Annotated in this window: 23 protein-coding genes and 3 CRISPR repeat arrays (1 of these 26 only partly in view); of the genes, 17 read left to right on the top strand and 6 right to left on the bottom strand. The window is 26.3% G+C overall.

The genetic code is table 11. The annotated features are described in order from the left end of the window. A CRISPR array of direct repeats spans positions 1 to 558; the repeat unit is 29 nt; unit sequence GTTAATTAGAGATAATGTATTTTTAAAAT; it reaches 257 nt to the left of the window's first position. A 111-nt stretch (positions 559 to 669) separates the two neighbouring features. From ABDZ71_RS11340 to cmr5, 8 genes are read left to right on the top strand one after another with little or no spacing between them, the layout of a single operon-like run. Beyond that, positions 670 to 1,464, top strand: coding sequence for a CRISPR-associated endoribonuclease Cas6 (locus tag ABDZ71_RS11340; RefSeq protein ID WP_343761700.1), 795 nt, complete (start codon positions 670 to 672; stop codon positions 1,462 to 1,464). Beyond that, the gene (cmr4, locus tag ABDZ71_RS11335) at positions 1,451 to 2,254 is read left to right on the top strand and encodes a type III-B CRISPR module RAMP protein Cmr4 (protein WP_343761698.1); all 804 of its coding nucleotides are present in this window, start codon (positions 1,451 to 1,453) and stop codon (positions 2,252 to 2,254) included. The genes ABDZ71_RS11340 and cmr4 overlap by 14 nt, the downstream gene beginning before the upstream one ends. Further along, positions 2,235 to 3,752, top strand: coding sequence for a type III-B CRISPR module RAMP protein Cmr1 (cmr1, locus tag ABDZ71_RS11330; RefSeq protein WP_343761697.1), 1,518 nt, complete (start codon positions 2,235 to 2,237; stop codon positions 3,750 to 3,752). The genes cmr4 and cmr1 overlap by 20 nt, the downstream gene beginning before the upstream one ends. Beyond that, the gene (gene cas10, locus ABDZ71_RS11325; protein WP_343761696.1) at positions 3,752 to 5,476 is read left to right on the top strand and encodes a type III-B CRISPR-associated protein Cas10/Cmr2; all 1,725 of its coding nucleotides are present in this window, start codon (positions 3,752 to 3,754) and stop codon (positions 5,474 to 5,476) included. Before cmr1 ends, cas10 begins: the two co-directional genes overlap by 1 nt. A gap of 1 nt (position 5,477) precedes the next feature. Further along, complete coding sequence (gene cmr3, locus ABDZ71_RS11320) at positions 5,478 to 6,536, top strand: type III-B CRISPR module-associated protein Cmr3 (RefSeq protein ID WP_343761695.1); 1,059 nt, start codon at positions 5,478 to 5,480, stop codon at positions 6,534 to 6,536. 1 nt (position 6,537) lies between these two features. Then, complete coding sequence (locus ABDZ71_RS11315; protein WP_343761694.1) at positions 6,538 to 8,163, top strand: hypothetical protein; 1,626 nt, start codon at positions 6,538 to 6,540, stop codon at positions 8,161 to 8,163. Beyond that, positions 8,156 to 8,884: an RAMP superfamily CRISPR-associated protein gene (locus ABDZ71_RS11310; protein ID WP_343761693.1), complete on the top strand. Its 729-nt coding sequence runs from the start codon at positions 8,156 to 8,158 to the stop codon at positions 8,882 to 8,884. Before ABDZ71_RS11315 ends, ABDZ71_RS11310 begins: the two co-directional genes overlap by 8 nt. A gap of 47 nt (positions 8,885 to 8,931) precedes the next feature. Then, positions 8,932 to 9,372: a type III-B CRISPR module-associated protein Cmr5 gene (gene cmr5, locus ABDZ71_RS11305; RefSeq protein WP_343761692.1), complete on the top strand. Its 441-nt coding sequence runs from the start codon at positions 8,932 to 8,934 to the stop codon at positions 9,370 to 9,372. 194 nt (positions 9,373 to 9,566) lie between these two features. Continuing rightward, a CRISPR array of direct repeats spans positions 9,567 to 10,313; the repeat unit is 29 nt; unit sequence GTTAATTAGAGATAATGTATTGTTGAAAG. A 102-nt stretch (positions 10,314 to 10,415) separates the two neighbouring features. Beyond that, a CRISPR array of direct repeats spans positions 10,416 to 11,296; the repeat unit is 29 nt; unit sequence GTTAATTAGAGATAATGTATTGTTGAAAG. A gap of 504 nt (positions 11,297 to 11,800) precedes the next feature. Here cmr5 and ABDZ71_RS11300 read toward each other — a convergent pair. After that, entirely contained in the window at positions 11,801 to 12,013 is a 213-nt protein-coding gene (locus ABDZ71_RS11300; protein WP_425544709.1) for a hypothetical protein, read from the bottom strand. Between the two features lie 236 nt (positions 12,014 to 12,249). Between ABDZ71_RS11300 and ABDZ71_RS11295 the strand changes: the two genes are divergently transcribed. The 5 genes from ABDZ71_RS11295 (at position 12,250) to ABDZ71_RS11275 (ending at position 15,631) form a co-directional block, all read left to right on the top strand. Further along, a complete protein-coding gene (locus ABDZ71_RS11295; protein ID WP_343761691.1) occupies positions 12,250 to 12,942 on the top strand; it encodes a DNA alkylation repair protein in 693 nt (230 codons plus the stop codon). A gap of 39 nt (positions 12,943 to 12,981) precedes the next feature. Beyond that, on the top strand, positions 12,982 to 13,455 hold the full coding sequence (locus ABDZ71_RS11290; protein WP_343761690.1) for a methylated-DNA--[protein]-cysteine S-methyltransferase: 474 nt from the start codon (positions 12,982 to 12,984) through the stop codon (positions 13,453 to 13,455). 356 nt (positions 13,456 to 13,811) lie between these two features. Further along, positions 13,812 to 14,006 carry a hypothetical protein gene (locus ABDZ71_RS11285; RefSeq protein WP_343761689.1) on the top strand — a complete coding sequence of 65 codons (195 nt, stop codon included), beginning with the start codon at positions 13,812 to 13,814 and terminating at the stop codon, positions 14,004 to 14,006. A gap of 374 nt (positions 14,007 to 14,380) precedes the next feature. Continuing rightward, complete coding sequence (locus tag ABDZ71_RS11280; RefSeq protein ID WP_343761688.1) at positions 14,381 to 14,983, top strand: VanZ family protein; 603 nt, start codon at positions 14,381 to 14,383, stop codon at positions 14,981 to 14,983. Beyond that, complete coding sequence (locus ABDZ71_RS11275; protein WP_343761687.1) at positions 14,984 to 15,631, top strand: DUF3267 domain-containing protein; 648 nt, start codon at positions 14,984 to 14,986, stop codon at positions 15,629 to 15,631. Positions 15,632 to 15,906: 275 nt separating this feature from the next. On the opposite strand, the gene ABDZ71_RS11270 is transcribed toward ABDZ71_RS11275, so the two are convergent. Continuing rightward, a complete protein-coding gene (locus ABDZ71_RS11270) occupies positions 15,907 to 18,462 on the bottom strand; it encodes a PEP/pyruvate-binding domain-containing protein (protein WP_343761686.1) in 2,556 nt (851 codons plus the stop codon). 20 nt (positions 18,463 to 18,482) lie between these two features. Next, complete coding sequence (locus ABDZ71_RS11265; protein WP_343761685.1) at positions 18,483 to 19,043, bottom strand: TetR/AcrR family transcriptional regulator; 561 nt, start codon at positions 19,041 to 19,043, stop codon at positions 18,483 to 18,485. 462 nt (positions 19,044 to 19,505) lie between these two features. Between ABDZ71_RS11265 and ABDZ71_RS11260 the strand changes: the two genes are divergently transcribed. Further along, entirely contained in the window at positions 19,506 to 20,012 is a 507-nt protein-coding gene (locus tag ABDZ71_RS11260; protein ID WP_343761684.1) for a GNAT family N-acetyltransferase, read from the top strand. A gap of 30 nt (positions 20,013 to 20,042) precedes the next feature. Here ABDZ71_RS11260 and ABDZ71_RS11255 read toward each other — a convergent pair whose 3' ends face one another. From ABDZ71_RS11255 to ABDZ71_RS11245, 3 genes are all read right to left on the bottom strand, one after another. Beyond that, positions 20,043 to 20,804, bottom strand: a complete 762-nt coding sequence (locus ABDZ71_RS11255; RefSeq protein WP_343761683.1) for a helix-turn-helix domain-containing protein — start codon at positions 20,802 to 20,804, stop codon at positions 20,043 to 20,045. Positions 20,805 to 20,950: 146 nt separating this feature from the next. Further along, positions 20,951 to 22,318 carry an MATE family efflux transporter gene (locus ABDZ71_RS11250; protein ID WP_343761682.1) on the bottom strand — a complete coding sequence of 456 codons (1,368 nt, stop codon included), beginning with the start codon at positions 22,316 to 22,318 and terminating at the stop codon, positions 20,951 to 20,953. A gap of 298 nt (positions 22,319 to 22,616) precedes the next feature. Continuing rightward, on the bottom strand, positions 22,617 to 23,126 hold the full coding sequence (locus ABDZ71_RS11245) for a helix-turn-helix domain-containing protein (RefSeq protein ID WP_343761680.1): 510 nt from the start codon (positions 23,124 to 23,126) through the stop codon (positions 22,617 to 22,619). A gap of 431 nt (positions 23,127 to 23,557) precedes the next feature. On the opposite strand from ABDZ71_RS11245, the gene ABDZ71_RS11240 reads away from it, so the two are divergent. From ABDZ71_RS11240 to ABDZ71_RS11230, 3 genes are all read left to right on the top strand, one after another. Further along, positions 23,558 to 24,118: a hypothetical protein gene (locus ABDZ71_RS11240; protein ID WP_343761679.1), complete on the top strand. Its 561-nt coding sequence runs from the start codon at positions 23,558 to 23,560 to the stop codon at positions 24,116 to 24,118. A gap of 515 nt (positions 24,119 to 24,633) precedes the next feature. Then, positions 24,634 to 25,353, top strand: a complete 720-nt coding sequence (locus tag ABDZ71_RS11235; RefSeq protein ID WP_343761678.1) for an SAM-dependent methyltransferase — start codon at positions 24,634 to 24,636, stop codon at positions 25,351 to 25,353. A gap of 49 nt (positions 25,354 to 25,402) precedes the next feature. After that, on the top strand, positions 25,403 to 26,104 hold the full coding sequence (locus ABDZ71_RS11230; RefSeq protein ID WP_343761677.1) for an ABC transporter ATP-binding protein: 702 nt from the start codon (positions 25,403 to 25,405) through the stop codon (positions 26,102 to 26,104). Positions 26,105 to 26,110: the final 6 nt, after the last annotated feature.

Below are 26,110 nucleotides of genomic sequence, written 5' to 3'. Positions count from 1 at the left end.
TAGCATGTTAATTAGAGATAATGTATTTTTAAAATTTTAAATATAAAGTAGCTGTAATAGTTCCTAATAAGGTTAATTAGAGATAATGTATTTTTAAAATATTCTTCTAAATTTTCTATGTAATCAAATTTAATACTGTTAATTAGAGATAATGTATTTTTAAAATCTATTTCTGGAAAACTTCTATAAGGTGATAAAATTACGTTAATTAGAGATAATGTATTTTTAAAATAGAAAACAGCTTAAATAATATACAGGAAGATATAAAGTTAATTAGAGATAATGTATTTTTAAAAGGTGCACAAAATCCCTTGAATAATTGAGTTTGTATTCGTTAATTAGAGATAATGTATTTTTAAAAGTTGTTTATAAATTTCTAAATAATGCTTCCCATGTTTCGTTAATTAGAGATAATGTATTTTTAAAAGACTTTTTAGTTTCTCTTTTCATTCTTTTTTCTTCTCTGTTAATTAGAGATAATGTATTCTTGAAATTTTGCAAATGTATCTAAACTAATCATTTTTTCCATCTTAATTAGAGATAGTGTATTTATAATTTTAATTCTTTATTTTTTATCTTTTATCTTTTATATAAATAACAATATAGTTTTATTGAATGGGAATATTATGGTAAAATTATTGTAGAATAAATTAGAAAGAATGTGATAAATTGAGAATAAAAGTTAATTTTGAAATAAAAAATAATATAGATGATAAAGAATTGAAAGTTAAATATAGTAGAAACATATATAACCATCAAATTTATTCTATATTAATTAATACATTAGATGGAAAGAAGAGTAAAAAAATTCACGATGATAAAAAAATGAAAAGGCCTTTTGTTTTTTCAGATCTATTTTTAAATATAGAAGAAAAAAAGGGGCATTTTTATATTTGTGGAGAAAGCTGTATAATTGAGGATTTCATGAAAATAAAAAATAAAACCTTAACACTAAACAACCTAAAATATAAAGATAAAGGTGAAATAGGAAAGCTAGAAGATTTAATAATTAGAATAACAGAAATGGAAAAAGAAGATATATATGACAAGCTAAAACCTAGTGAAGAATATATTTTTAAAGCAAAATTTATAGTTAATATCCCGAAAGACGTTGGAAAATCTAAAAAACGACCTAGACTTTTAGAGGATAATGAAGAGCTTAAAGAAAAGTTAAGAAAGATAACTATAGATAAAGCTATAGATAAAAAAGTTATTACTAAAGAAGAGAGTAAAACTGTTAGGTTAAAATTTGATTTTATACGAAATAAAAAAGGAAGCTATAAGAGAATGGCTTTTGCAAAATATAAAAATGGATATGTAGCTTCATGGAAGGCTAAGCTTAAAGTTAAAGGAGATTTTAAGTTAATAAAATTTATCTATGAAAGAGCAGGAATAGGTGAAAATACTTCTTCCGGTCATGGCTTTATTTTTTTAGATAGGGGTGATAAAAATGCAAGAAAATGATTTTGATTTAGTTTTATATAAAACTTTAACAGCATTACATATAGGAAAAACTCAAAGTTCATATGAAGTAGATTGTCCAATTATAAGAGAAGAACATACTAAATATCCTTTAATTCCATCTTCTACTTTTAAAGGAATATTGAGAAAAGAAAATAACAGTTTAAATGAAAAAGAAATTTATGGTGATAAAACAGGCAATAGTATTGGTAAAATGATTATAACTGATGGTGAGTTGCTTATTTTTCCTGTCAGATCATTTAAAAACCGTTATTTTTTTATAACATGTCCTTATATATTAGACAGATTTTTAGAAGAATATAAAATATTTGTAAAAGAGGAGACTATAAAAACAAGTAATAGCATTTATAAAGAGGAAGAGATTGAAATTGAAAGTATGAAAGTAAAGACAATTATTCCTAATAAAATACATGAAATAACCTTAGACTTTATAAAAAAGAATTTGTGTAATATAGATGTTGGTCAAGCTGTTAAGTTGAATGAAATAAAAATTGTAGATAATGCTACTTTTAAGTTTTTTGTAACTATGTGTACAGAAAAAAGAACAAGAATAAGAATAAATGAAAAAGGCATGGTTGAAGATGGAGCGCTATTTACAGAAGAATATGTACCAATTAATAGTGTGTTTTATAATTTTATAAATAGGTATGGTACAACAAAGAAAAAAGTAATTGATAAAATTATTCAGATAGGTGGAAATAAATCTTTAGGATGTGGATTTTTACAAGTTGATATAAGAGGTGGTGAAAAAGATGGCAGGAGATATAAATAGTCACTTTGGAGTGTTTTTAGATAAAATAGTTCCTTTAAATAAATATAAAGAAGGTAAAATAAATGATAATTCTTGGATACATAAAAGCAATGTAAGTTTGTTGGAAAAAGAAAGGAAAATAGTAAGCTTTCTTAAAGGGGACAAAAATAGTGAAAATGAAAAAGATGATTTAAATATAAAATTAAATGAAGATTTTATTAAAAAGGTATATAAAGATGAACAGGATAAGTTAGCTAGTATAAGTAAAAAAATAAGTACTATTAATCTAAGAGTATCACAAAAAATTATAGTAGGTTTTGGAGAGAGTACTATAGAAAACTTTTCACTGTGTATACATCATTTTTATGGAATACCATATATACCAGCATCTACTATAAAGGGTTGTATATTTAATTATTTAAATTTTAAACTTGATAAAGATAATTCCAATAATAATCTTAATTGCATAAAAGATAAATTTTATGAAATAATGTTTTTTGATTCTTTTGGCAAAGGATATAACATTTCAGAAGATATTTTAACAAATATAAGTCCAAGTTATTACGAAAAGGGAGAATTAAAAAATAAAGATGAGGAATGTTTACCAGTTTTTTTTCTAGCTTTAGAAGGAGGACAATTTACTTTTAACTATTATATAAATAATGGAATAGAAGAGGAAAATATAAAAATAGAAATAGAAAATCTAATTAAAGAAGCATTATGTGTATTTGGATTAGGTGGGAGAACTAATGTAGGATATGGACATTTTAAAGAAAAAGTTACTAAAAAAATTACAGGACAACATATCTATAAAATAAATAAAAAAATCTTCGAAAAAAAAGGTGCTAAAAAAGAAAAAAATGAAAAAGGCGAAATATTAAGAGAAGTAAGATTAACCAGTATAAAAGGTTTAATGAGAAAATGGTGGAGAAGTTTATTTGCCTATGAAGTTGGAAATAAAATAAGAAATACAAAGGATCTTTTTAAAGAGGAAAATTTATTGTTTGGAGATAAGGAAGATCAGGCTTCACCTTTTGGATTAAGAATAGTTAATGAAGATAACAATGATGTTTTTATAGAAGTATATATGAATAGAAAAGACACTGATAAGGATATAGAGTATTATAAAGCATTGTTTGAGGCAACATTATTTTTAGAAAAGGGATATGTTACTCAAAATAATACTTTTGTTGATAATATTTTAGATAAAATAATCTTTGATAAAAAAATTTTTAAATCAAAAAAAGAAGTTATTGAGTATGAAGTTAACGGAAAAAAAATTAAAAAATCTAAAGAAAAACAAAAACTTTTCAATTTTAAAATTGAGAAAGAAACATTTAGTAGAGTAAAATGGGTAAAAAAAATGCAAGATTGCAATTTAAAGCAATTAAGTAGAAAAAGGATAGAAGATAAAAAATATGTTTATTTTAAAAAAAATAAACATGGTAAAAAAGGTTCTGAAACGGAATTTATAGAAGTAGAATTCAATTTTTTACCCAAAAGAAAGGAGGAAAAATAGTGTGTAATTGTATTATAGTAAATGTTGCATCTATACAAAATTATATAGAAAAATCAAAAAAGACTATAGATTTGTTTAATAGCAGTATCATCATAAGTGAACTTATGAAACATATTGCTATAAAATTTACGGAAAATAATAAAGATAATTTGGATATGATAGTTCCTAATAGTAAAATGTTAAATTTAAATGATAATTCTATACAAGCCTTCCCAAATACCTTAGTATTCAAAAGTAAAAATAAAATAATTAATTTAAATTTACAAATAAATAGATTAAAAGAGGAATTTTTTTTAATTAATATAAAAAAATATTTTAAAAATATATGGGAAGATGCAAAACAAAGTATTTTAGATATTCCTGAAATTTACGTTGTACAAGCAGAAGGAAAAGAATACAAAGACTCATATATAAATGCAATAAGACTCATGGCTGCTAGGAAAAATAGCAGGATTTTCAAAAAAGAAAATCAGGTATGTTTTAAAGGTTATAATGAAAATTTAAAAGAATTTAAACAAACTTCAAAGCTTAGAGTGTGTGATTTATGTGGTGAAGCTAAAGGCAAAATTGTTTTAAATAATGAAGAACAAAAAAATAAAAAACTTAAAAGTTTATGCTTTCCGTGTTATTTTAAAAGAAAATTTAAAGTTGTTGAAGACAAAAGATATCCTTCTCTAACTGAAGTTGCTTTAAGATCGTGGATAAAAAATGAGCGTGAAATATGGAATGGTTATAAGAAACAACTTAAAAGTTTTGATGAAGAAATATTATATAAAGATATATTAGAGTCCAAATATTTGAATAAGTTTAAAATTACAAGAAAGCAGAGAGAAGTATTAGATAAAATTAGACAAACAGAAACAGTACAAAGTAAATACTATGCTTTTATAAAAGCTGACATAGATAATTTAGGTTTATGGATTAGTGGAAAGTATTATGATGAAGAAAACTTTTTAGAATATCAAAATAAAGTTACATCTTTTATAGAGGAATTTATAGAAAAGATTGTAAATGAATTAAAAGAAAAGTGTGAGTTTGTATATGTTGGTGGAGATGATATATTACTGTTGTCAGACGTATTTTCTACTATGGATATTGTAGAAAAATTATATGAAGCTATTGATCAATTATATGAAAATAAATATAAAGAAATGTTTTCTAAGAAGATTACTTTATCTACTTCAGTAGTTTTTTCTCATCATAAAACTCCACTTGATTTTGCTTTAAACATAACCAGAAAAAAATTGGAGCAAGTAAAAAGAGAATATGATTATCATAAAAATGATTGTGATATATTAAAAAATGGAATTTCAGTTACATATTTAACAGGAGGGGCAAAAACTATTACTTATACTTCTATTTATGATAATGAACTAATAAGAGATTTGAATTATTTAAAAAAAGCTTTTCATGAAGGAATGAGTAGAAGTGTTGCTATAGATATAGAAAAACAAGTTAGACCACTTATAGATAGAAATACTGACTATATTGATTTGAAAATTATATTATCTTATATAAGAAGAATATTAAGTAGAAAAGATATATTTAAAGAAAATGATAGTTTAAATAATATAAGTAAAAGTAAAATACAAGATATATTTAAACGTGTTTTAACAAGGAAAAGGAAAAGAGAAAATAAGGAAACTATTGAAATAGATAATTTATTAAGTTTACTTGCTATATGTAAATTTATATCTTTAAATACAGAAAAAGAGGTGTTATAAAGTGAAAACTAAGATTGCTAAAAGCATTAAAATAATACCTAATGATGGATTGTTTTTTGGAGAAAGAAAAAGTTTTGATGCAGGGGAATCAAATTGGATAAATTCTAGAAATATGCCTTATCCTTCTGTGTTTTATGGAGCTATATTTGCAATTTTGTATAGTGAAAATCCAGATAAAATAAAAAAAGAAGTTGATACTCAAAAAACAGATGAGGATTTATATAAATTTTTAGAAGAAAACTTAGAGATAAAAGATATTTATATATGTAAAGATGGAGAAAGAATAATAAAAATCCCTTTAGATATATATTTAGATAAAAATTGTAAACAAATAATGTATGGTGCTTTTGGAAAAAATCCATTGGCGGATTTAGATGAACTAGAATATTTATTGTTTCCTCCACAAAGTAATAAAGTCTTGTCTAATGATAACAATTTTTATATGTATAAATATCAATTATACAAATATGAAAATAAATATAAAGACAATATAGAAATTATAAAAGATACGAATATATTTAAAAGAAGAGAAAAGATAGGTATACAGCTTAATAAAAATGGAACAGCAGAAGAAGGAAAACTTTATAGAATAAATTATTCTTATTTTAAAGATGAAAATTATTATTTTCAAGTAGATTTTAATATAAAAGCTGATATAACTATACCTAAAAAAGGATTTATGAAACTAGGAGGAGAAGGGAAAACTTGCGTTTATGAAGTAAAGAACAGAGAAATAAAAAATAAAGAAACTATACCAAAGGGTAATTATAAGATAGTATTAACTTCTCCTGCAATACTTCAAAATAATTTACTAAGCACTTGGAAGCCTGATTTTGGACAAGATGTAGAAGTAAAAGGAGCAGTTATTAGAGGTAAAGAGTACATTGGTGGTTTTGACCAAAGAAAGGGAAAAGAAAAAGAAAAAGCTATTAAAATAGGTGTTCCAGAGGGAAGCGTTTTTAAAGTAGAAGTCAACAAAAATATAGATAAGCTGGAAATGAAAAATGGATATCATGCATTTAAAGGATTTAATAAATTTATTATTGTAAAGGAGAAATAATATGAGTAAAAATTTCGATATGGTAATATGTTCTACCCTTAATCAGTTGGTAAACTATATTCCAATAGTGCTTTTAAATGAAACAGTAGATAATGTATATACAATTACTTTTCAAGAGGGAAGCAAAAAAGATAAGTTATATAATCAATTTAACAATGAAATATGGGACAAAAATTTAAATAATGCTTTGGAAAATACAAAAAATATAGATTTAATAAATTGCAATACAGGTAAAGATGTTAAGGCTATATTTACTAAAATAAAAGAAAAAGTTGGTGCCAGTTCAAAAAATATTGTATGGAATATAACGGGTGGACAAAGAAATACAGTTTTAGCTATGCTAAAAGTTATACAAAAAAGGGTGAATGAAGAAAAAAACGATAAAATTATTTATTTTGAAGGAAATAATGATAACTTAAAACTTATAAATGCTAAAGATTATATAGGAAATAGTGAAAATTTAGAAGAAAAAAATTTGTTTGATCAAGAAGATGGCAAATTGAATAATAAAAACAATTTAACAAAAGAAGAGCTAGACTTAAATAAAGCATTATTATTAGCTGGATTTCAATTTAATAATATAGATTTAAAAAAAGAAAAAGAGTTAGATGAAATTGATCCTTTTATAAAAACTTTTTATAGAAAACTAAATAAAAGATTTGAAGAAGAAATTGAAAATAATTATAAAAGCTGTGAGGTAAAGAAAAAAGATAATTTAGAAGATGAAGAATGTAAATTTGAAGGTAAGGATTTAGTTAAGTTGTTGTTTGGTTTAAATAAAAAAGCAAACGAATCTAATGATAAATATAAAAGATTAGGGGTGTATATAAAGAAAAATTATTTTAAACCAGAACAAGAAAATATTTCTTATAATATCTTGAAAAAAAAGATGCTAAAGGATGACAAGAAAATAAAACAACTACAAGAAGTTGATTATGAATATATTAAATTTAAGTATGAAGATACTGAATATGAGATAAGAAATTTTAGAAATGGAAAGAAAATAGACTCTATCATAAATGATATAAGAAGTTGGTCTTATCAAAAACAAATTATAGAAGATATTATTGGTGAAGTTTACAAAGAAGAAAATATAAATAAAGATGAAGAAGAAAAAATAATAAATGAATTATTTAATTGTGGTGGATATAATCAAAATAAATTTGGTTTTATTTTTGAAAATATGATTTTAACTCTAATATTGGATGTAGTTAAAGAGTTGAAAAATAAAGGTAATGAATACTATATAGATGTTAAACATTCCGTAAAAATATATGATGATAAAAAAGATAAGGAAAACATAAAAAAAGAGGAAAATTGTTTCACCGAGTTTGATATTATGCTTTTAACAAAGTATGGTAAAGTTATTGTCATAGAATGTAAATCAGGAACAATGGACCATACAGTAGCAAAATCTAGAGAATTTGCTACTTATGCAGCAAGTGGGGTATACGGACTCCCAATTTTATCAATACCAGCTTTGAAGGATGACAATATTGATCCTAAAAACTATTGTAAAGCTGTAAAAGTTGCAGAAAAATCAGCTAGAAGGTCTCAAATGTCTATTTGGTATATGGACCAAATTGTAGATAATATTAAGGCAATAGCAGGTGAAGAAAATGATTAAGTATGAGAATTTAATTATATTTAAAAATATAACTCCCCTTAGTAGTGGAGATTCTTCATCAACAGAGTTTGCACAAATACCATTAAAAAGAGAAGTTCAAAGAAATATACCAATAGTTGAGGGTACTTCCTTAAAAGGAAGTTTAAAGAGACAAAAATTAATCAAAAATGGTAAAAATGTTTTGATTACAGATATGAAAATAGTTTTATTCCCTATTTCTACACAAGAAGGAGTGCACTATATAACTTGTCCTTTTATATTAAATAGGTTAGCAGAAGAAATAAAACATAGTAATTTAGATTTTAATAATAGTATGAGTAGCTTAACAGTTTATGACAGCGAAGCTATAAATTTTAATACAAAAGAAGATTATAACTTAATAATAAATGGAAGTTTATTCAACACAAAAAAGCTAAGTGATTTTGAAAAACTTAAAGACTTTATTAATAAGTTAGGAATATATAACAAAGGGTTTTCTATTGTAAGTGATGATATATTTATTTTTTTAGTAAATAATCATACAAATATATCAATAAGAAATAAGGTTGAAGAGGAAAATACAAAACTTTTTGATGAAGAACAATTCCCAGCAAGTACAATATTTTATTCATGGATTTTAAGCCAATATCAATTTACCGTTAATAATAAGTGTTTTCAATTAGGTGGAAATAAAACTTTGGGTAAAGGTGTTATAAAAATAGAGAATATTTTAAAAAACTAAAGATAGTATTAAATGCAATTCTTGTGATAAAATTAGGGGAGGATGAGATGGACATTTTTAATAAAAAATCAATTAGAGTAAATTTGATTTATGATTTTATAGAAGATTTGGAATTTCAGTTTGAGCAGGAAAATTTTAAAGATTTTTTAAGTTTATGCATAAGTATTCCTCAATATATTATGAAAAATGGCCTTTATAATACATTATCATTTATGATAAAAGGAAAAGAAGATGATGATGAATTTCAAGAAAAAGCTTCACAAATAATAAAAATTTATGGTCAGTTGATACATACTGGAGATATTTTTAAATTATGCAGTAATTTAAAGGTAGACACGGAAGAAATAGAATATGAAGAGTTTGATGGGTTTTTAGATAGCATTAAAAATTTAAGTACAAAGGAATACATGATATTAGTTACTAATTCATTAGAATTTTTTATTGACTTAAAGGAAATTTGTGAAAACTTCAAGGAAAAAATCAAATAATTAAAGTTTTGCAGTGAACCTCTAGTAGCGAATTTAAATTTTAAAATAAATCTTTTAAACATGTTGCCATTCAATGGATTAAGCATAATTATCAAAAAATTAGGTTCAATGCAAAATTAAAGATATGCATAAAATATAAGAATGTCAAGAAAAATATTTTCAAAGATATTTAAAGAAAAATAGATATCTTTGGGGTTAATTAGAGATAATGTATTGTTGAAAGTCATATAGTTCTTGATTTACAGAAGAAGCATTTGAATGTTAATTAGAGATAATGTATTGTTGAAAGCATGGAGCGGCACCATTCTGTAATAAACTAACATTCGTTAATTAGAGATAATGTATTGTTGAAAGTTAATATAATAGTTAACTTGTTCTCTTAAAAGTTTATGTTAATTAGAGATAATGTATTGTTGAAAGTTTAAAACAATCTTAAATGGTTGTTGTTCTTTCTTGTTAATTAGAGATAATGTATTGTTGAAAGTTATATTTATACAATGTGGTGTTAAATTAACTATTCGTTAATTAGAGATAATGTATTGTTGAAAGCTAACTCTTGAAGTTGCATTCCTTGTTTAGTTCTTGTTAATTAGAGATAATGTATTGTTGAAAGCAAAAACTTGACGAGATAGGAAGTGAAAATAAAAACGTTAATTAGAGATAATGTATTGTTGAAAGAATGAAAGTATAAAGTGTAAGCAATCTGCTAATTCTGTTAATTAGAGATAATGTATTGTTGAAAGTTAAATTTAAAATTAAATGTTTTTCCTTTAAGAGTTTCGTTAATTAGAGATAATGTATTGTTGAAAGTTAGTTAGATGTGTATCTTTGATTGAATGAATATAAGGTTAATTAGAGATAATGTATTGTTGAAAGATCTTATGACTTTCTCCGTAAGTTTTGTGATATAAAGTTAATTAGAGATAATGTATTGTTGAAAGTGATTATTATAGATAACCATCATGGCAGCCAGAATGGTCGCAACAATCATCTTGGTATTGTTGAAAGTGATTATTATAGATAACGTTCTATCCTTCATTATCTGTTAATTAGAGATAATGTATTGTTGAAAGTTACTTAACATTTTTTCTCTTATTTTTTCTTCTACCGTTAATTAGAGATAATGTATTGTTGAAAGGGTCTACTTATAAGCCATTACTAATTCAAAGAGGTAAGTTAATTAGAGATAATGTATTGTTGAAAGAAACTTAATATGAAGTGTAAGCAATCTGCTAACTCTTGTTAATTAGAGATAATGTATTGTTGAAAGCCTTATTATTTAGAAGGTAACTCATACATAAACCTAGTTAATTAGAGATAATGTATTGTTGAAAGATGATTTAGAAGATGCTTCTACTTCTTTTAAACTATTGTTAATTAGAGATAATGTATTGTTGAAAGTTATATTTATACAATGTGGTGTTAAATTAACTATTCGTTAATTAGAGATAATGTATTGTTGAAAGCAAAAACTTGACGAGATAGGAAGTGAAAATAAAAACGTTAATTAGAGATAATGTATTGTTGAAAGAATGAAAGTATAAAGTGTAAGCAATCTGCTAATTCTGTTAATTAGAGATAATGTATTGTTGAAAGTTAAATTTAAAATTAAATGTTTTTCCTTTAAGAGTTTCGTTAATTAGAGATAATGTATTGTTGAAAGTCTCCAATTTTGGATGTCCTGTTAATATCTAATTCTAGTTAATTAGAGATAATGTATTGTTGAAAGAAAGAATCTAAAGAAAAAATAGGCGTTACATGGGTAGGCTAATTAGAGATAATGTATTGTTGAAAGTAATTTTATAAAATTTTTTCCTTAAAGTATCATATTGTTAATTAGAGATAATGTATTGTTGAAAGTATATAATCAAATGCTTGGTTTAGATATTCTCTTAGTTAATTAGAGATAATGTATTGTTGAAAGACAGAAAAAGAACTCAAAATAAAAGAGGAACTTTTAGGTTAATTAGAGATAATGTTAATGTATTGTTGAAAGACAATCATAGCATGAGTATTTAAACCAGGTATATCATGTTAATTAGAGATAATGTATTGTTGAAAGCAGTTAGAGTATCCATATATTCTTGGAATAATGTAGTTAATTAGAGATAATGTATTGTTAAAAGTCTTTCTGCCAAATCTTTTTGTGTTAAAAGTTTTTCTGTTAATTAGAGATAATGTATTGTTAAAAGCTATGAATTCTCTTTTAAGTTCATTTAACATCTACTAGTTAATTAGAAATATTGTATTGTGAACCCTAATATCATATCTACTCTAAAACCCAAATACCAATAAACAAATAACAAAAATCAAATAAAAAAACAAATGCGCTAGCAGTTAGAAGAGATTCTAAAGCTAGTGCATTTATTATTTAGGAAAGAAAAGGTTGGATTACTAGAAAACTATATCCCTAATAACAACACAAATTCTACAATTTTAAAATTATTTCATATTGTTCAACGATATTTTCAAATCCTTGTTTTATGTATTCCCTTATAACCCCTGTTCCTAAGTCATATATAGTTGCCTTGCTATTCCAATTTCTAAATCCATTTAAGACAAATCCAACCAAATTCTCATCGCAAAATGCACCTATACAAAGGGTTGGAACATATCCTGTTCTTTTGAAAGTAAAATACATTAGTGACTTAGATGGATTTATAAAGAAGTATAGTGATATTATTATAAGTGAGTGTGAAATCTTGAATATCCAGAGAGAGTATTATGAAGAAACAGATAGAGATGAAAAGGAGCAATAATTAATATTTAATAGTATAAGAAATATGTATTAAAAATTCAAAAATTGAATGGGTAAAAACGGGAAGAAATATTTTGTGATAAATTATATAATAAAAAAAGGAGGTATTTTTAAAGATTATGATAAATGACGAAAGTAGTGTTAGAATAGAACTAGAAAATTTAAAAGAAGAAAAATATCAAAAGTTTGCGTCTTTATTAATACCAGGTTGTAATAATCTAATTGGTGTAAGAATACCTAGAATTAGAAAGATTGCAAAGAGGATTGCTAAAGATAATCCTATAACATATTTAAATGAAACAAATGATATATATTTTGAAGAAACTATGTTAAAGGCTTTTATTATAGGTAATATGAAAGCTGATATCGACGTGGTTTTATCTGAGGCGGAGAAATTTATACCTAAAATAACTAACTGGTCATTATGTGATAGCTTTTGTAGTGAACTTAAAATAGTTAGAAATAATAGAGAAGTAGTTTATTCTTTTTTAGAAAAGTATTGGAAATCTAAAAAAACATATGAGATAAGAACAGCAGTTGTATTACTTCTCTTTCATTATATTGTTGATGAGTATATTGATAAATTATATGGGATTTTTGATTATATAAAACATGATGATTACTATGTGAAAATGTCAGTTGCATGGGCAGTATCAATCTGTTTTGTAAAATACCCACAAAAAACAATGGATTATTTAAAGAATAATAAGTTAGATAAAGAGACTTATAATAAAGCCTTACAAAAAATAAGGGAATCAAGACGAGTAGGTAAAGAAACAAAAGCTATAATTAAAGGCATGAAACGTAGTTAAAAAATATAAGTTATTAGATTAAAATAAAAAGGAGTAAAAATGGATATTAATTATGTAATATATAAAAGTCCCTATGGTGAGCTTAAAATTGGTTACGAAGATAACAAAATTATTTTTATAAAGAAAGATATTAGTAGTGAAGCTAATCTTATTAAAGTTTCCAAAGGAAATAATTTAACAGATAACGTATGTAGACAACTTGATGAGTATTTTAAGGGTGAAAGAAAATCATTTGATTTTAAATACGAACTTAGAGGAACTGAGTTTCAAAAGAAAGTTTGGAATGCACTTATTAATATACCCTATGGAGAAACTTGTTCTTATAAAGATATAGCAATAAATATAGGAAATGAAAAAGCTTCAAGAGCTGTAGGTATGGCTAATAATAAAAATCCTATTACTATAGTGATTCCTTGTCATAGAGTTATTGGAGCTAATGGAAAATTAGTGGGATATTTTGGTGGCCTAGATATGAAAAAGGGGCTTTTAAAGTTAGAAAAAGAAAATAAGTAAACATATAATATGGAAAGAGCCAGCAAATTTAAATTTCTAATGTGTATGAATTACATATGAAGTTTTGGTAAAACTTGTAAAAATAATATTTCTATGTTATCCTTAATTCCTAACTCAAATTTATAATTCCTTAAATGATTAGTCTAAAAAGGATATTTTAAAATGTGAAAGTATACCTTTGAAGCTTAACATAAGATGTATTCTAAAAAGCAAATGATAATTAATAAATAATAAAGATCAAATTAAAAACCAGTGCATTAGCAAGAGAAACTAGTATTTCTAAGTTAATGCATTTATTTTTGTAAAAAATCAATTTAAGGAAAAATTCAATAAATTTATATAGGGATGGTGTGGCTATGAATAAGAGTGTAAAAACTAAGATAAATTATATAACTCATATAATCCTAATAATTGCTCTTAATGCATTCTTTCTTAAGGAAGCATATGAAGCAACAGGATTTAAATTAAGTGAGATGACTTTTTTATATCTAATTACATTAATTATTTTAGATTTAGTTTTCTTTGTAACCCCTGGAATATATAACAAATGAGTTGATACTAAGAACTTTATTTATATAAAATTAAACATATTGTTTCAAATTGAAGATTAATTTAACATATATACTATTTATATAATAATACCGAAAGTCTTAGAGGTGATATGATACTTCCAAAGTAGACAGTTTAATTAAAATTAGACTATCTATTTTGGAAGTGTTTTTTAACCCTGTCTAACCTCATAACCTACCTTATATCCCTAAATATAAAGGATAAGGTAGGTTTTTTATGCTAATAATCCATAGAATATTATATAAACAAAGTCATATTATGGTATAGTAATTATGGTGCTATAAAATCTTTAAGAAGTTATGAAATTATGGAAGAATTTTTAAAGAAACTAATGATGAATGGATGGTGATATTTAATGTTAAAAAAGTCAGTTATATTTGTATTAAGCTTATTTCTTTCCTGGGCATTATACTTTTTTGTTATTTCAGAGTTTATGATTAGATTTATGGAAGGATCTACTGCTTTAAGCTTTGCAGTAATGTTTTTTATTGCATTTGTATTTTATAGTTTTACTCTTTGGGTTGTTACTAGAAAATTTAATAAACTACATATTGATATATTAGCAGCACTGTATTTTTTTATAATAATAGGATTAACATTCTTTAAAACATCCTATAGTAATGCTGCAATAAACATTAATCCTTTTAATATATTAAGGGAATTTCAGCAGTATTTTGCACATACTCTAATTCTTACAATCAGCAACTTGTTTATATATTTGCCTTTAGGATTGTATATTAAAAATAAAGTAAAAGTAAGTAATAAAAGATTATTTTTAAGCTGGTTTATATATATTATTTTAGTTGAAAGTATCCAAGCAGCAGCACATACAGGTATTTTTGATATTAATGATATTATTACTAATACCCTAGGATTTTTAATTGGAGTTTTGTTAAATAGTTTGGTTATTAAATATTTTTCAAGAAATTCAATATCATATATGAAAGGATTGCAGTAGATGAAATACATAAGAAGAATACCACCTTCAGATAAAGCGGTGAGAGATAAACTAATATCAGAGGGATGGGAAAGACTAAAAGAACCAACTAGTTTAGGAAAAGCAATATTACTATCAATACCTTTTATGATTATAAATTCAATTATTTTTATGAGCATTATATTCTACATATATCCTCCATTTAAAGAATTTCTGCATAATAGTAATGATGGTTTAAGAATTGCATTTCATGTGAATTTATTCCCATTAGTAATGTATATTATTGGTACTTTTGTATTTGTATCAATACACGAATTTCTCCATGCATGTTTTATACCTAATGGATTAAAATCAGATAAAGTATATTGGGGAATTAGTGGAGCAGCAGGATTTGTTTATACTACTGAAAAAATAAAGAAGGGTAGATTTTTAATTATTTGTATAGTACCTTTTATAGTGTTATCAGTTATATTACCCTTTATTCTTAAAGCTTTGGGATGGTTAAATGGATATACAATATTTTTATGTCTGATGAATGCAGCAGGTGCGTCTGTTGATTTATTAAATATATGCATTATATCAGTTCAAGTTCCAAAGAATTCATATATTATAAATAATGGATTTGAAACATACTATAAGCAGCGAACCCAAATCTATGATTTGGTGTGAGTCGCTTACTCAAATGAAGAATGGGTTTGAGTTACCTACAAGATTTCTAGAGAAGGAGAAGGAGTTACATTAGTAACTTCTAAGAATGAATCTGAGTTACCCTTGTATATTTTGACAAATGAAAAAGGAGTTTAAATTACTTAGAAAGAGAAATCTAGGCCTATAAATGAGGCAGAATCTAAAAGTTTAGGCGGCTACCTAAAACCGGTAGCCGCCTTTTTTGATTTGGATGAATTTTATGTGTTTATTTAAATACCATATAACTTAGTGATAAATTATAAAATTCTTACAACACCAGATGTACCATCTACTTCCAACATATCTCCATCTTTAATAATGTCTACAATACCAGATAAACCACTTACACATGGAATACCATATTCTCTTGCAATAATTCCACCATGTTGTAATGGGCCACCAACTTCCATAACAACAGCGGATGCATTAATGAAAATTGGTGTCCAGGAAGGTTCAGTTGATTTAGTAACAAGAATTTCACCGGCTTCTAAAGTTTTTTCATAAGGAGAAGCTAAAACTTTTGCTTTACCAATGTATTTGCCTGGAGAAATAGACATCCCAACATAGTCCCCATCTTTTACTTCTAAAACAGGACGATAAATCTTACCCCTTGAATCAAACATAATTGGCCAGTCTTTAACATTTTTAGTTTTTCTATATGGGATTAGATTTTCTTCAATTCTAGCTCTTAAGTCAATTGAATTATTGTTTTGAGCTTCTACAATATCAGTTATATGAAGATCAAATATTTGATTCACATTGTCTAATCTGGTAGCTTTAACGAAATCTTTTGCAATAAGTAAAGCTATGCGTCTTAAATTAGCAATAAAGTTTACTGTTGAATATTTAATGTATTCTCTATAACCAAATGTGGATTGATAGATTTCAACTTGTTTTTTGTATTTCTTACCAAAGCCATTTTCATTAGCTATTTTAAGAAGAGAATTATAAGCTTTTTCTTTTTTGGCTTTTACCTTTTGAATTTGACTGTCATAAATATTAATTTCTTTGAGTCTATGATACAACTTATGTAAATCATCAGAAGCTCTTGGGGATGCAATATCAATCTCTTTAAAGGTTCTTGCACCATGCCTTTCAATAAAATCATGATAAAGTTTCATAAACTCTTTAGAATAGGTATTGTTTTCAATGTTTACTACAAACTCTTCAGCAGATTTAGTTTTAATAAATTCTTTAGATGAAGCTATTTTAAATTGCATATGACCCATTTCACTAGTTGGATTTCCTCTTAGCTCCATACCAAGCGCAGCTAGTTCAACTTCCACATCTGTATTTTTAAACATTTTCTTTAGCTTACTTGATGCTGAAAGTCCTGCCATTAATAAACCACTTGCAGAAACAACTGTTCCAATATCTTTAATAGCTAAGCTAATTGTTTGGTCAAATTTGGTTTTAGGTGTGTAATCTTTTGTATGACTAAGAGCTGTTTTGTAGATGTTCATGTACTTACTAATTTGACTTTCATAGTTCATAAATACTGCATTAATAGCAGGTGGTGCAAACTTAAGGCCCATTTTAAGCATATTCCATTTTGCGCCTTTAATAGTGTCAGGATAATGTGTTAACTCATATTGAGATAAGTCTATATTATTCATCATTTTTTTAGCGCTAGCATCATGTCCAAACATATAACCATTACCTATAGCTTTACCAAGTGCTTTGTATAAATAGAAAATGTTAAAGTATTGTCTGCCATTAATTACAGGAGCTGTACCATTTCCAGTACAATTTAAAACACGACCACCAGATTCTCTAACAATTTCTCCCCATATGTCTGTACCAAGAACACTTAATGAATCATTAAAACCTTGAGTTATAGTTAAAATATCAATGTATAATAATTTTTCTTCCCCGGGTTTAGTCATTAACTCATCAAAGATTGGAAAATATGTTGTGATTGGTCTTGCTTGTAATAAATATAAAATCCCTTTGTTGTAAGCCCATTCAATATCAATTGGTTTATTATAGAAACGTTCGCACATCTTAATAAGTGAGGAAACTTCATTAATTTGTTTATCTGTTAAAGCTTGCTCTTTTTTATTTTTAACAGCTATTTCTTCAATACCACCATTTGGGGACACTCTAAATTTAGTTTTCTTATCACCAATTTCTTTATGGATAATTTTTCTTTTGACAACATCTATTATATAAGTGTCAGGTGTTATAAGTCCTGAAACTACCATCTCACCTAAACCAAATGATGCATTTATAAATGTTTCGTCATAGGCATTATTAATTGGATTTATTGAAAATCCTACGCCACTTATTTCAGAAAAGATTTGTGTTTGAATAACAACTGCAATACTAGTATTCTCAAGATTTAAATTGTGGAAACTCTTGTACTCCATTACTCTGAAATCAAAACATGATTTGAAAATTTCTCTACTGGAATTTAAAACATCATCTCTTTTTATACCTAGTAGAGTTTCATACATACCGGCAAAGGAGGTATCTTCCAAGTCTTCTTCTGGTGATGAGGATCTTACTGCAAATACATCACCTTTTACTTGTTTCATAGCGTCATTAAATGCATCTAATTGTACCTTATTAGGTTTAAGGTTTTTAATTAAATCTTGCACTCGGGTACAGTTTTCTACTGTTACATTTTTAAGCATTTCTTTCCATTCAATAGTATTCTTTAATATTTTAATCCAAGGCTTGAAAAAATTTACTGATAAAATAAAACCATTAGGGACTGGTAACCCAGCTCCAGTAGTTTCTAATAATGCTTTACCTTTACCACCAACAATATTTACTTCAGGTACTTTTCCGCAATTAAATTGATAAATCATTTATATACATCCTTTCAAAACTACTTACTCAATAGTTTTTTTATCATATCGTTCCAAACTTGTTCATGATCTAATTTACTACCAAATACAATTGAAAATTCAATTCCATGAATTACAGATAACATAAGGTCACAATTGCTCTTTCTATCAGTTTTATTAAAAAATTCATAAGACTCTCCTAATTGGATAATCTTATCTATTTCATCATTAAAAGAATTGGTCATCTCATGAACTTGATCACTTAAGAAACCAGTTCTTTTCGCTTGAATATATAATTCGATAATAAAATTTGATAAGTTTTTATTAACTTTTAAATTTTTTATAAAATCAAGTCCAAAAGACTCTAATGCAGATATAAAATTATCTTTATCAATTGTTAAATCAAATATATGTGCCTTTTCACCTTGCAAAAATTCATTCACAATAGTTAGATACAATTCTTCTTTTGATTTAAAATAATAATATAAAGTAGGTTTTTTTACACCAGCAGATTCACAAATCATTGCTATAGATGTATTATCATAGCCATTTCTAGATATTAGTTCAAAACTTTTATTTAAAATTTCATCTCTCTTTGTCATAGTATGCTCCTTATAATTTATATACCGTACGGTCGGTATATAAATTATACTGCTCTAAATATAAAAAATCAAGTGCTTTTTCCTTTGCGTTTTTTTCTTCTGAGTACTTTGTTTTTCTATGTTACTATTTGGATAATTTATTTTTTATATTCTTCATTTCTTTTGAATCTTTGACCTTGCCAGTCTTATTTTTTATAATAGAATTAAAAAGTGGTATCCATAATTTATGTTGAAGTCCTATAAAATTTTGTTCCATCTGTCTAAAGATAAGGTAGTACTGCTTAATAATAAAATCAATTTGTTTGATATTTAGTTTGTTTTTATAACTTTTTCTAATCCTAAAAATATGTTTAGTTTATGAATTAGTTTTAGCAAATGAGTGAACTTTGATGTTTATCAATAAAATTATTGGATTAAATTTATATTTTTTAATATTGAACTTAGTAAGAGGGGAGAATTTATATGATTTTTAGTAGCAATAGACTATACGTTAGAAAGCTAAATTTAGATGATTTTGAAGCTTTTAATGAAATGCAAAGCAATAAAAATGTTATGAAATATATTATTGGTAGGCCTAAAACAAAAGAAGAAAACAAGAAAGAGCTAGATCATATAATTAGTATGTATGAAAAATCCAGTGGTGATTTTTGTGTAATGGCGGTAATTAATAAGGATAATGATAAATTTATTGGAACATGTGCAATAATAAAAAATGGAGATTTTGAATACGAGATTGGATATAGGTTTATAGAAAAAGTTTGGGGAAATGGTTATGGTAAAGAACTTTTACATAAGCTTATAAAATATTGCTTAGTAGATAGAGATTTAAAGGAAATCGTAGCCTATGTAGATAAAGAAAATATCCCATCAGTTAAGATATTAGATAAATCTTCAATGGAATTTGTTAGAGAATATAATAATCAAGAAGGAAAGCCCGAGAGAATGTACAAAGTCAAGCAGCAAACCTAAATCTCTGATTTGATAAGCAGAGATTTAGGTTTATTTAATTTTCATCTGCAATTTTATAGAATAGTCATTATCTTTAGTCAAAGCATTTTTCATTTCATCTATTAAAAGTAATTCACTATCCTCTTGTAATTTATTGTCTTTAACATACTTGAAAAACTTTTGTATTTCCTCTTTAATTACATCTTCGTTATTTGCTGAAAAACCATAACACAAATATTTACCTTTAGGGTAGATAGTAGAAGGTAAATTTTTTATTTTATAAGGAATGCAGAATCTTATATTCTTATCATCAATAATATGATATAGATCTTCCTTAAATGAATTTGTGGTATCTACATTATATTTCTTATATAAATCGTAAATCTCTTTAATAGAACAATCCATATCATAATCGATTGTTTTTATAGGGGTAAATAACCTTTCTGGTAAGTTTTTAATTTTAAATTCATAATCCTTTGAGGTAGGTTTTAATATATGATCTATTTCTGTTTTTAAATTTTCTAAACGTTTTATTTCATTATCAATCTTTGTTCTTGTGTTAACCATAGTATCTATGTATTTTTTAGATGAATAATCTTTTAAAAGGCTTCTAATTTCTTTAATTGGTGTTTCACATTCTCTTAAAAGCATAACAAAACTCAACATATAAATGTTGTCATAGTCATAAAGTCTATATCCTTTTTCTGAACGTTTAGAAGGGTATACAAGTCCTTCCTCTTCGTAGTGTCTTATTGCATGGGTAGAGATACTTAAAAATTTTGATGCTTCACTTATAGTTAAAAGTTTTCTCATAAAAAACCACCTCCTATTTTATATTATAGCATGTTTACCTAAATTTATTATTAGGTTGCTACTTTATGCTTATATAATAGGGGAGGTGGGTAAAGTACAATTTTATTTTCCATTTTTAATTTTAACTAGTATAGTACTCTAAATCCTTACATCTCTTGGTTTGTAGTATTTATTTTAAAAACTGCATTTACTTTTTTTAGAAATAAGGGAACTAACATAATTGTGATAACAGCTCCTATTATTTCTGAAATTGGTTGGGCTGAAACAGCAAAGTTAAATCCATAGGGTTTTAGTATAAAAAGTAATGGAATAAAGAAAACAATTTGCTGTAAGGTAAACATAACTGTTGCTGTCTTTTCCATATTTATTGGTTGCATGGCATAGAGAATAGCATTTGTTGTAAATATTAGTGGTGAAGATATTCCATAAACTAAAGCTGGAACAGTAAAGGTTTTTAATATGTCCTTTGAAGATGTAAATAACTTAACAACCATACTTGAACCTAATACCAAAGGCAAATTTAAAATCAAAGTTGAGGTGAATATTATTACCAAAGATATTTTTAGTATCTTTAGAAATCGTTCTCTATCTTTGGCGCCAACACTATAACTCATTAACACTAAGGATGCAGTCATTATTCCTGAGGCAATAGATCCTGTAGCAGAAAAAAGATTTCCTGTTATAGTCTGTACTGCTAAAGCACTGCTTCCAAAAGTTGATATTACTTTACTTTCAAGTCCAAGAGTAAGAGATAATAGTGTCATTGTTATAAAGGTTGCCATACCTAAAGGAATAACTTCTTTAAAATATGCCTTTGTAACCTTTAATGTTGATTTTTTAAAACCTATAACCATTTTACCTAATCTCATAAACCTATATAGATATATTCCTTGAACCAAGAAAGAAAAGACTGTTGCTATACATGTTCCTAATATGCCTACTTTTAATATTGCCAAAGCTATATAGTTTAAAATTATATTAACTACTATTTGTAAAAATGTTGCTTTTAAAAGAACATTTGTGAATCCTTCCGTATATACTATTTTCCCTAATATTATTGTAATAACAATAATTGGTATCCCCAAAGAAAGATAAGTTAAATATGTTTTTGCATAATTCATAATCCTTGTATCAAGGTTAAATATTTGTAGAAAATGCGGAAATGTAACAAAACCTACAATTCCTAAAATCACACTTATAATTATAGATATATATATAGTAGAGCCAAAGGTGCTATTTGCTTTTTCAATATTCTTTGCTCCTAAATATCGTCCTATTGCTATACTTGAACCATCGGAAAATAAAAATGCTATTGCAGAAACTAGTATAAAAAACGGAAATACTAAAGACATAGCTGAAACAGCTTCATCTGCAACAAATTGACCTAGAAATACTGTATCTATTATTGCATTTATTTCATTGAATAAGGACATTATTATTGAAGGTATTCCTAGTTTTAGTAGTAATTTTATTGGTTTTTCCTTTGTCATTAATTCTAAATTATCTGTTTTCATTGTTCACCTTTTTAAGTCTTAATTAAAGACGCCTTCCTTATTGATTGACTACATATAATATTATAAACCTTAGGGTAACCCTAAGGTAAATAGGACTTTTAATATTTCCACGGTCTATAGCATTTTAATGGAAATTCTACAATATATAATAAGTACATATGAAATAAATTCTTAAGGCTATGTCACAATATATAGTTGATAATTAGCAATTTTTATAGGAGAGGGTAATCTCTCATATATTTATCTTATTAAACTGGAATTTTGAAATCTAAGTTGCATACTCAAAAATAGCATAGTTTTATACTTTCTTCCGTGTAAGGAAAATTCCAACGATTACTCCTATAAGGACAGGTGGTGCTAATCTAAAAAACAGCCATTCAAATGAGTGAAAAGCTACTCCTACAACTGCGGTTTCAGGTTCACTATAATCCCAGCCTAGATAAGGACTATTTAATGCAATTAAGATAGAAAAAATTGTTATTATGACCGCACACAATGATATAAGGAGCCAATGAAGCATTTTTCCTCTCGTTGCTTTCCTTTGTGCGAGCTGCAAGTTTATGACCTCAAGTTTTTCTGAAATTGCTTTTAAGTCATCCACCTTAGGATTCATAACAGTTTCTCCAAGCAAAGTGCTTACAGGTGTTTCAAACACTTCCGATATGGAAATCAGCATATCAGAATCAGGAACCGACAATCCCTGCTCCCATTTAGAGATTGTTTGTCGCACCACATTCAGCTTGATAGCAAGTTCTTGCTGTGAAAGCCCTTTTGATTTTCTGATTGCTTTTATGTTTTTGTTTAACAATATGGATACCCCCTTTCTTTCAATCGTTAGCATTATTATATGAGGAACTGCTCGTTGCTACAAGCAACGCATATTAACATTTAAGCCCTTTAGCCCTGGTATGCTGTTGGGGATGTGTGGACTTACTTAACTTTGGTGGGAGAAATTCTAATTTATACATACCCTTATTTGATTTACTCTTTTATAGTAGGCATAGAAATCAACTGCTTTATACAGATTTCTTTTTATTATAAGTATGTCATCTTTATTATTAAAATTCAATTATTCCTTGTGACAGAGGCATTCTTAAAAAAGAAATGATTAAAATTCAAGTTACTTAGCTTTTAAAACTAAAATTGGAAATTCTTACAAAATAGTAAGACTAGATTTATACAAAAGTAAGAATGAAATGTTATTCTATCATTATAAAACAATAGAAAGATGGGATAACTATGAAAATTACATTGTTTAAAAAGTTTGCAAAATATGCACTTCTTCGAGCTGTAATCCTTGGAGTAGTTTCAATTATTACATTTCTATTTCCTAAATTTTTGTCTAGCGGTATGATCTATTTAGCTTCTGCATATATGATTTTAGCTGGCAGTTTAAATATCTCATACTATGTTACTAGTAAAGATACGCCTAAAATACCTATCAATTATTTTAATATTTTACTTACAGGTTTCATGATAGTAGGCGGTGTTTTCTCAATTATCTATTTTCCTTATCTTGTGAGTTTACTCCCAGTTTTTTTAGCTTCACTTATGATTATTGAAAGCTTAGTTTATCTTGTTGTAGCAAAATGCTCACAAAGTAAATTCAAGTTTTTCTTAACTTTGATTTCAATTTCTATATTTATAGGGAGCAATGTATTAATTATTTTTACATTTGGTTTTGGTGGCATAAATGGACTTTCAAAAATCTTTGGCAGTCTTTTACTTCTTTCTTTTCTTTACGAATTAACAGCTTATTTAATTTCAAAACATGCATATGCCCCTGCTACTAGAGATTAGAATTACAACTGAATTTCAATCATAGCTATTCTTACCACCTAAGGCTATACAAATAATTAGATCTAAGTTAAGTAATCCTATTAGAAATACATTACATTACACATAAGTAAATTTATTGGATTTACAACCTTAAGAAAAATAGTTATACTTAAAATATATCCTTAGTATATCTTTTCAAAGTCCCCATATACCATTCAAAAATCCCAGGACTTTTAAATTTATAGTAAGCTAAAAGTTTGATATACTTATAGTATATCTTTTTTAAAGGTGCAGCTTATTTTCTAGTAATTATCTACAAATACTCTTATAAAGAAAGCTTGTATTTTATCTCTAAATTTTGTGTCAAGAATTATAATAGAGGGGTTACTAGTAGCTTATTGCACCTATAAAGCCTTACAGAAAGCACAAAACTTAGCATTATATTAATGTTTTTTAGGGTTGTTTTCTTTTATGTAAGGGAAATCCTTTAAATAGGCAAATTCTTTAAAATTTTGTTTAAGAGAGAGGCAGATAATATGGAACATTTAAAGAGCAAAAACTATGACGATGAATTTATTAAAGAAAATATGATGGGACCTAACTCAATGCTTATACTAGAAAATCTATTAAAAGATGTCCCATTAAAGAAGAATATGAGAGTGTTAGATTTAGGATGTGGTAAAGGTTTAACCTCAATATTTCTAGCAAAAGAATATGGAGTACAAGTATTTGCAGTAGATCTATGGATTCCAGCCAGTGAAAATTATGAGCGCTTTAAAAAGTTAGGTTTAGAAAATCAAATTATACCAATACATGGAGATGCTACAGCACTACCTTTTGCAGATGAGTATTTTGATGCAGTTATAAGCGTAGATTCATATCACTATTTTGGAAGCAATGAAACATATTTTGATAAGTATTTAAAAAGGTTATTAAAAAAAGATGCTTTAATTGCTATAGCTATCCCTGGCATGAAATATGAAATACATGACAATGTTCCTAAAGAGATGAAACCTTACTGGGATAAAGAAGCTCTTCCACTATGGAATTCTTGTGATTGGTGGCAAAATGCATTATCAAAATCCGATGGCTTTAAAATAAAAGAAATTAAAGAGCTAGATTCTGATTGTTTTGAAAAGGCTTGGAGTGATTGGTTAAATACAGATAATGAATATGCTAAAGGTGATAGGCCTATGATTGAAACAGATAATGGTAGGTACATGAATTTAATCTCTATTATAGGAAATAAAAAATAGCAAATAATATAGTTAAGTATAGATAATTCATAAAGGATAGGTGAAAAATTTGAGCTTTATTAAGGTTAAAAACGGCACGAAAAAGTTTAAAGTTGGAGATAATGAAATATATGCAAATAGAGATATTAATTTTGAAATTGATAAGGGAGAGCTAGTTATTGTTTTAGGACCTAGTGGAGCGGGAAAATCTACCTTACTTAATATCCTTGGAGGGATGGATAGTTACGATAGTGGGGAAGTTATAATTGATGGCGTAGATATTGTTAAGTTAAGTAAAAGGGAAATAACTACTTATAGAAGACACGATATTGGTTTCGTTTTTCAATTTTATAATTTAGTTCCTAGCTTAACTGCAAAGGAAAATGTAGAGCTATCATCTCAAGTTTCTCCTAATTCTTTAGATGTAGATTATGTTTTAAAACAGGTTGGACTTGAAAACAGAAAATTAAATTTCCCAGCTCAACTTTCAGGAGGAGAACAGCAGCGTGTTGCAATAGCTAGAGCATTAGCAAAGAATCCTAAGCTCTTACTATGTGATGAACCTACAGGAGCCTTAGATTATAAAACAGGAAAGCAAATTTTAAAGCTTCTTAAAGATAGTTGCAAAAATACAGGAACTACAGCCATTGTAATCACTCATAACTCGGCAATTGCTCCTATGGCAGATAAAGTTATTAAAATAAACGATGGAAAAGTCCGTAGCGTTGAATTAAATGAGAATCCTATTCCTATTGAAGATATTTCGTGGTAAGGGGTA

Source organism: Clostridium oceanicum, from assembly GCF_039521385.1.
GTDB lineage: Bacteria > Bacillota > Clostridia > Clostridiales > Clostridiaceae > Clostridium_F > Clostridium_F oceanicum.
Note: the sequence above shows the minus strand (reverse complement) of the source record. Positions and strands in the feature narration are given on the sequence as shown.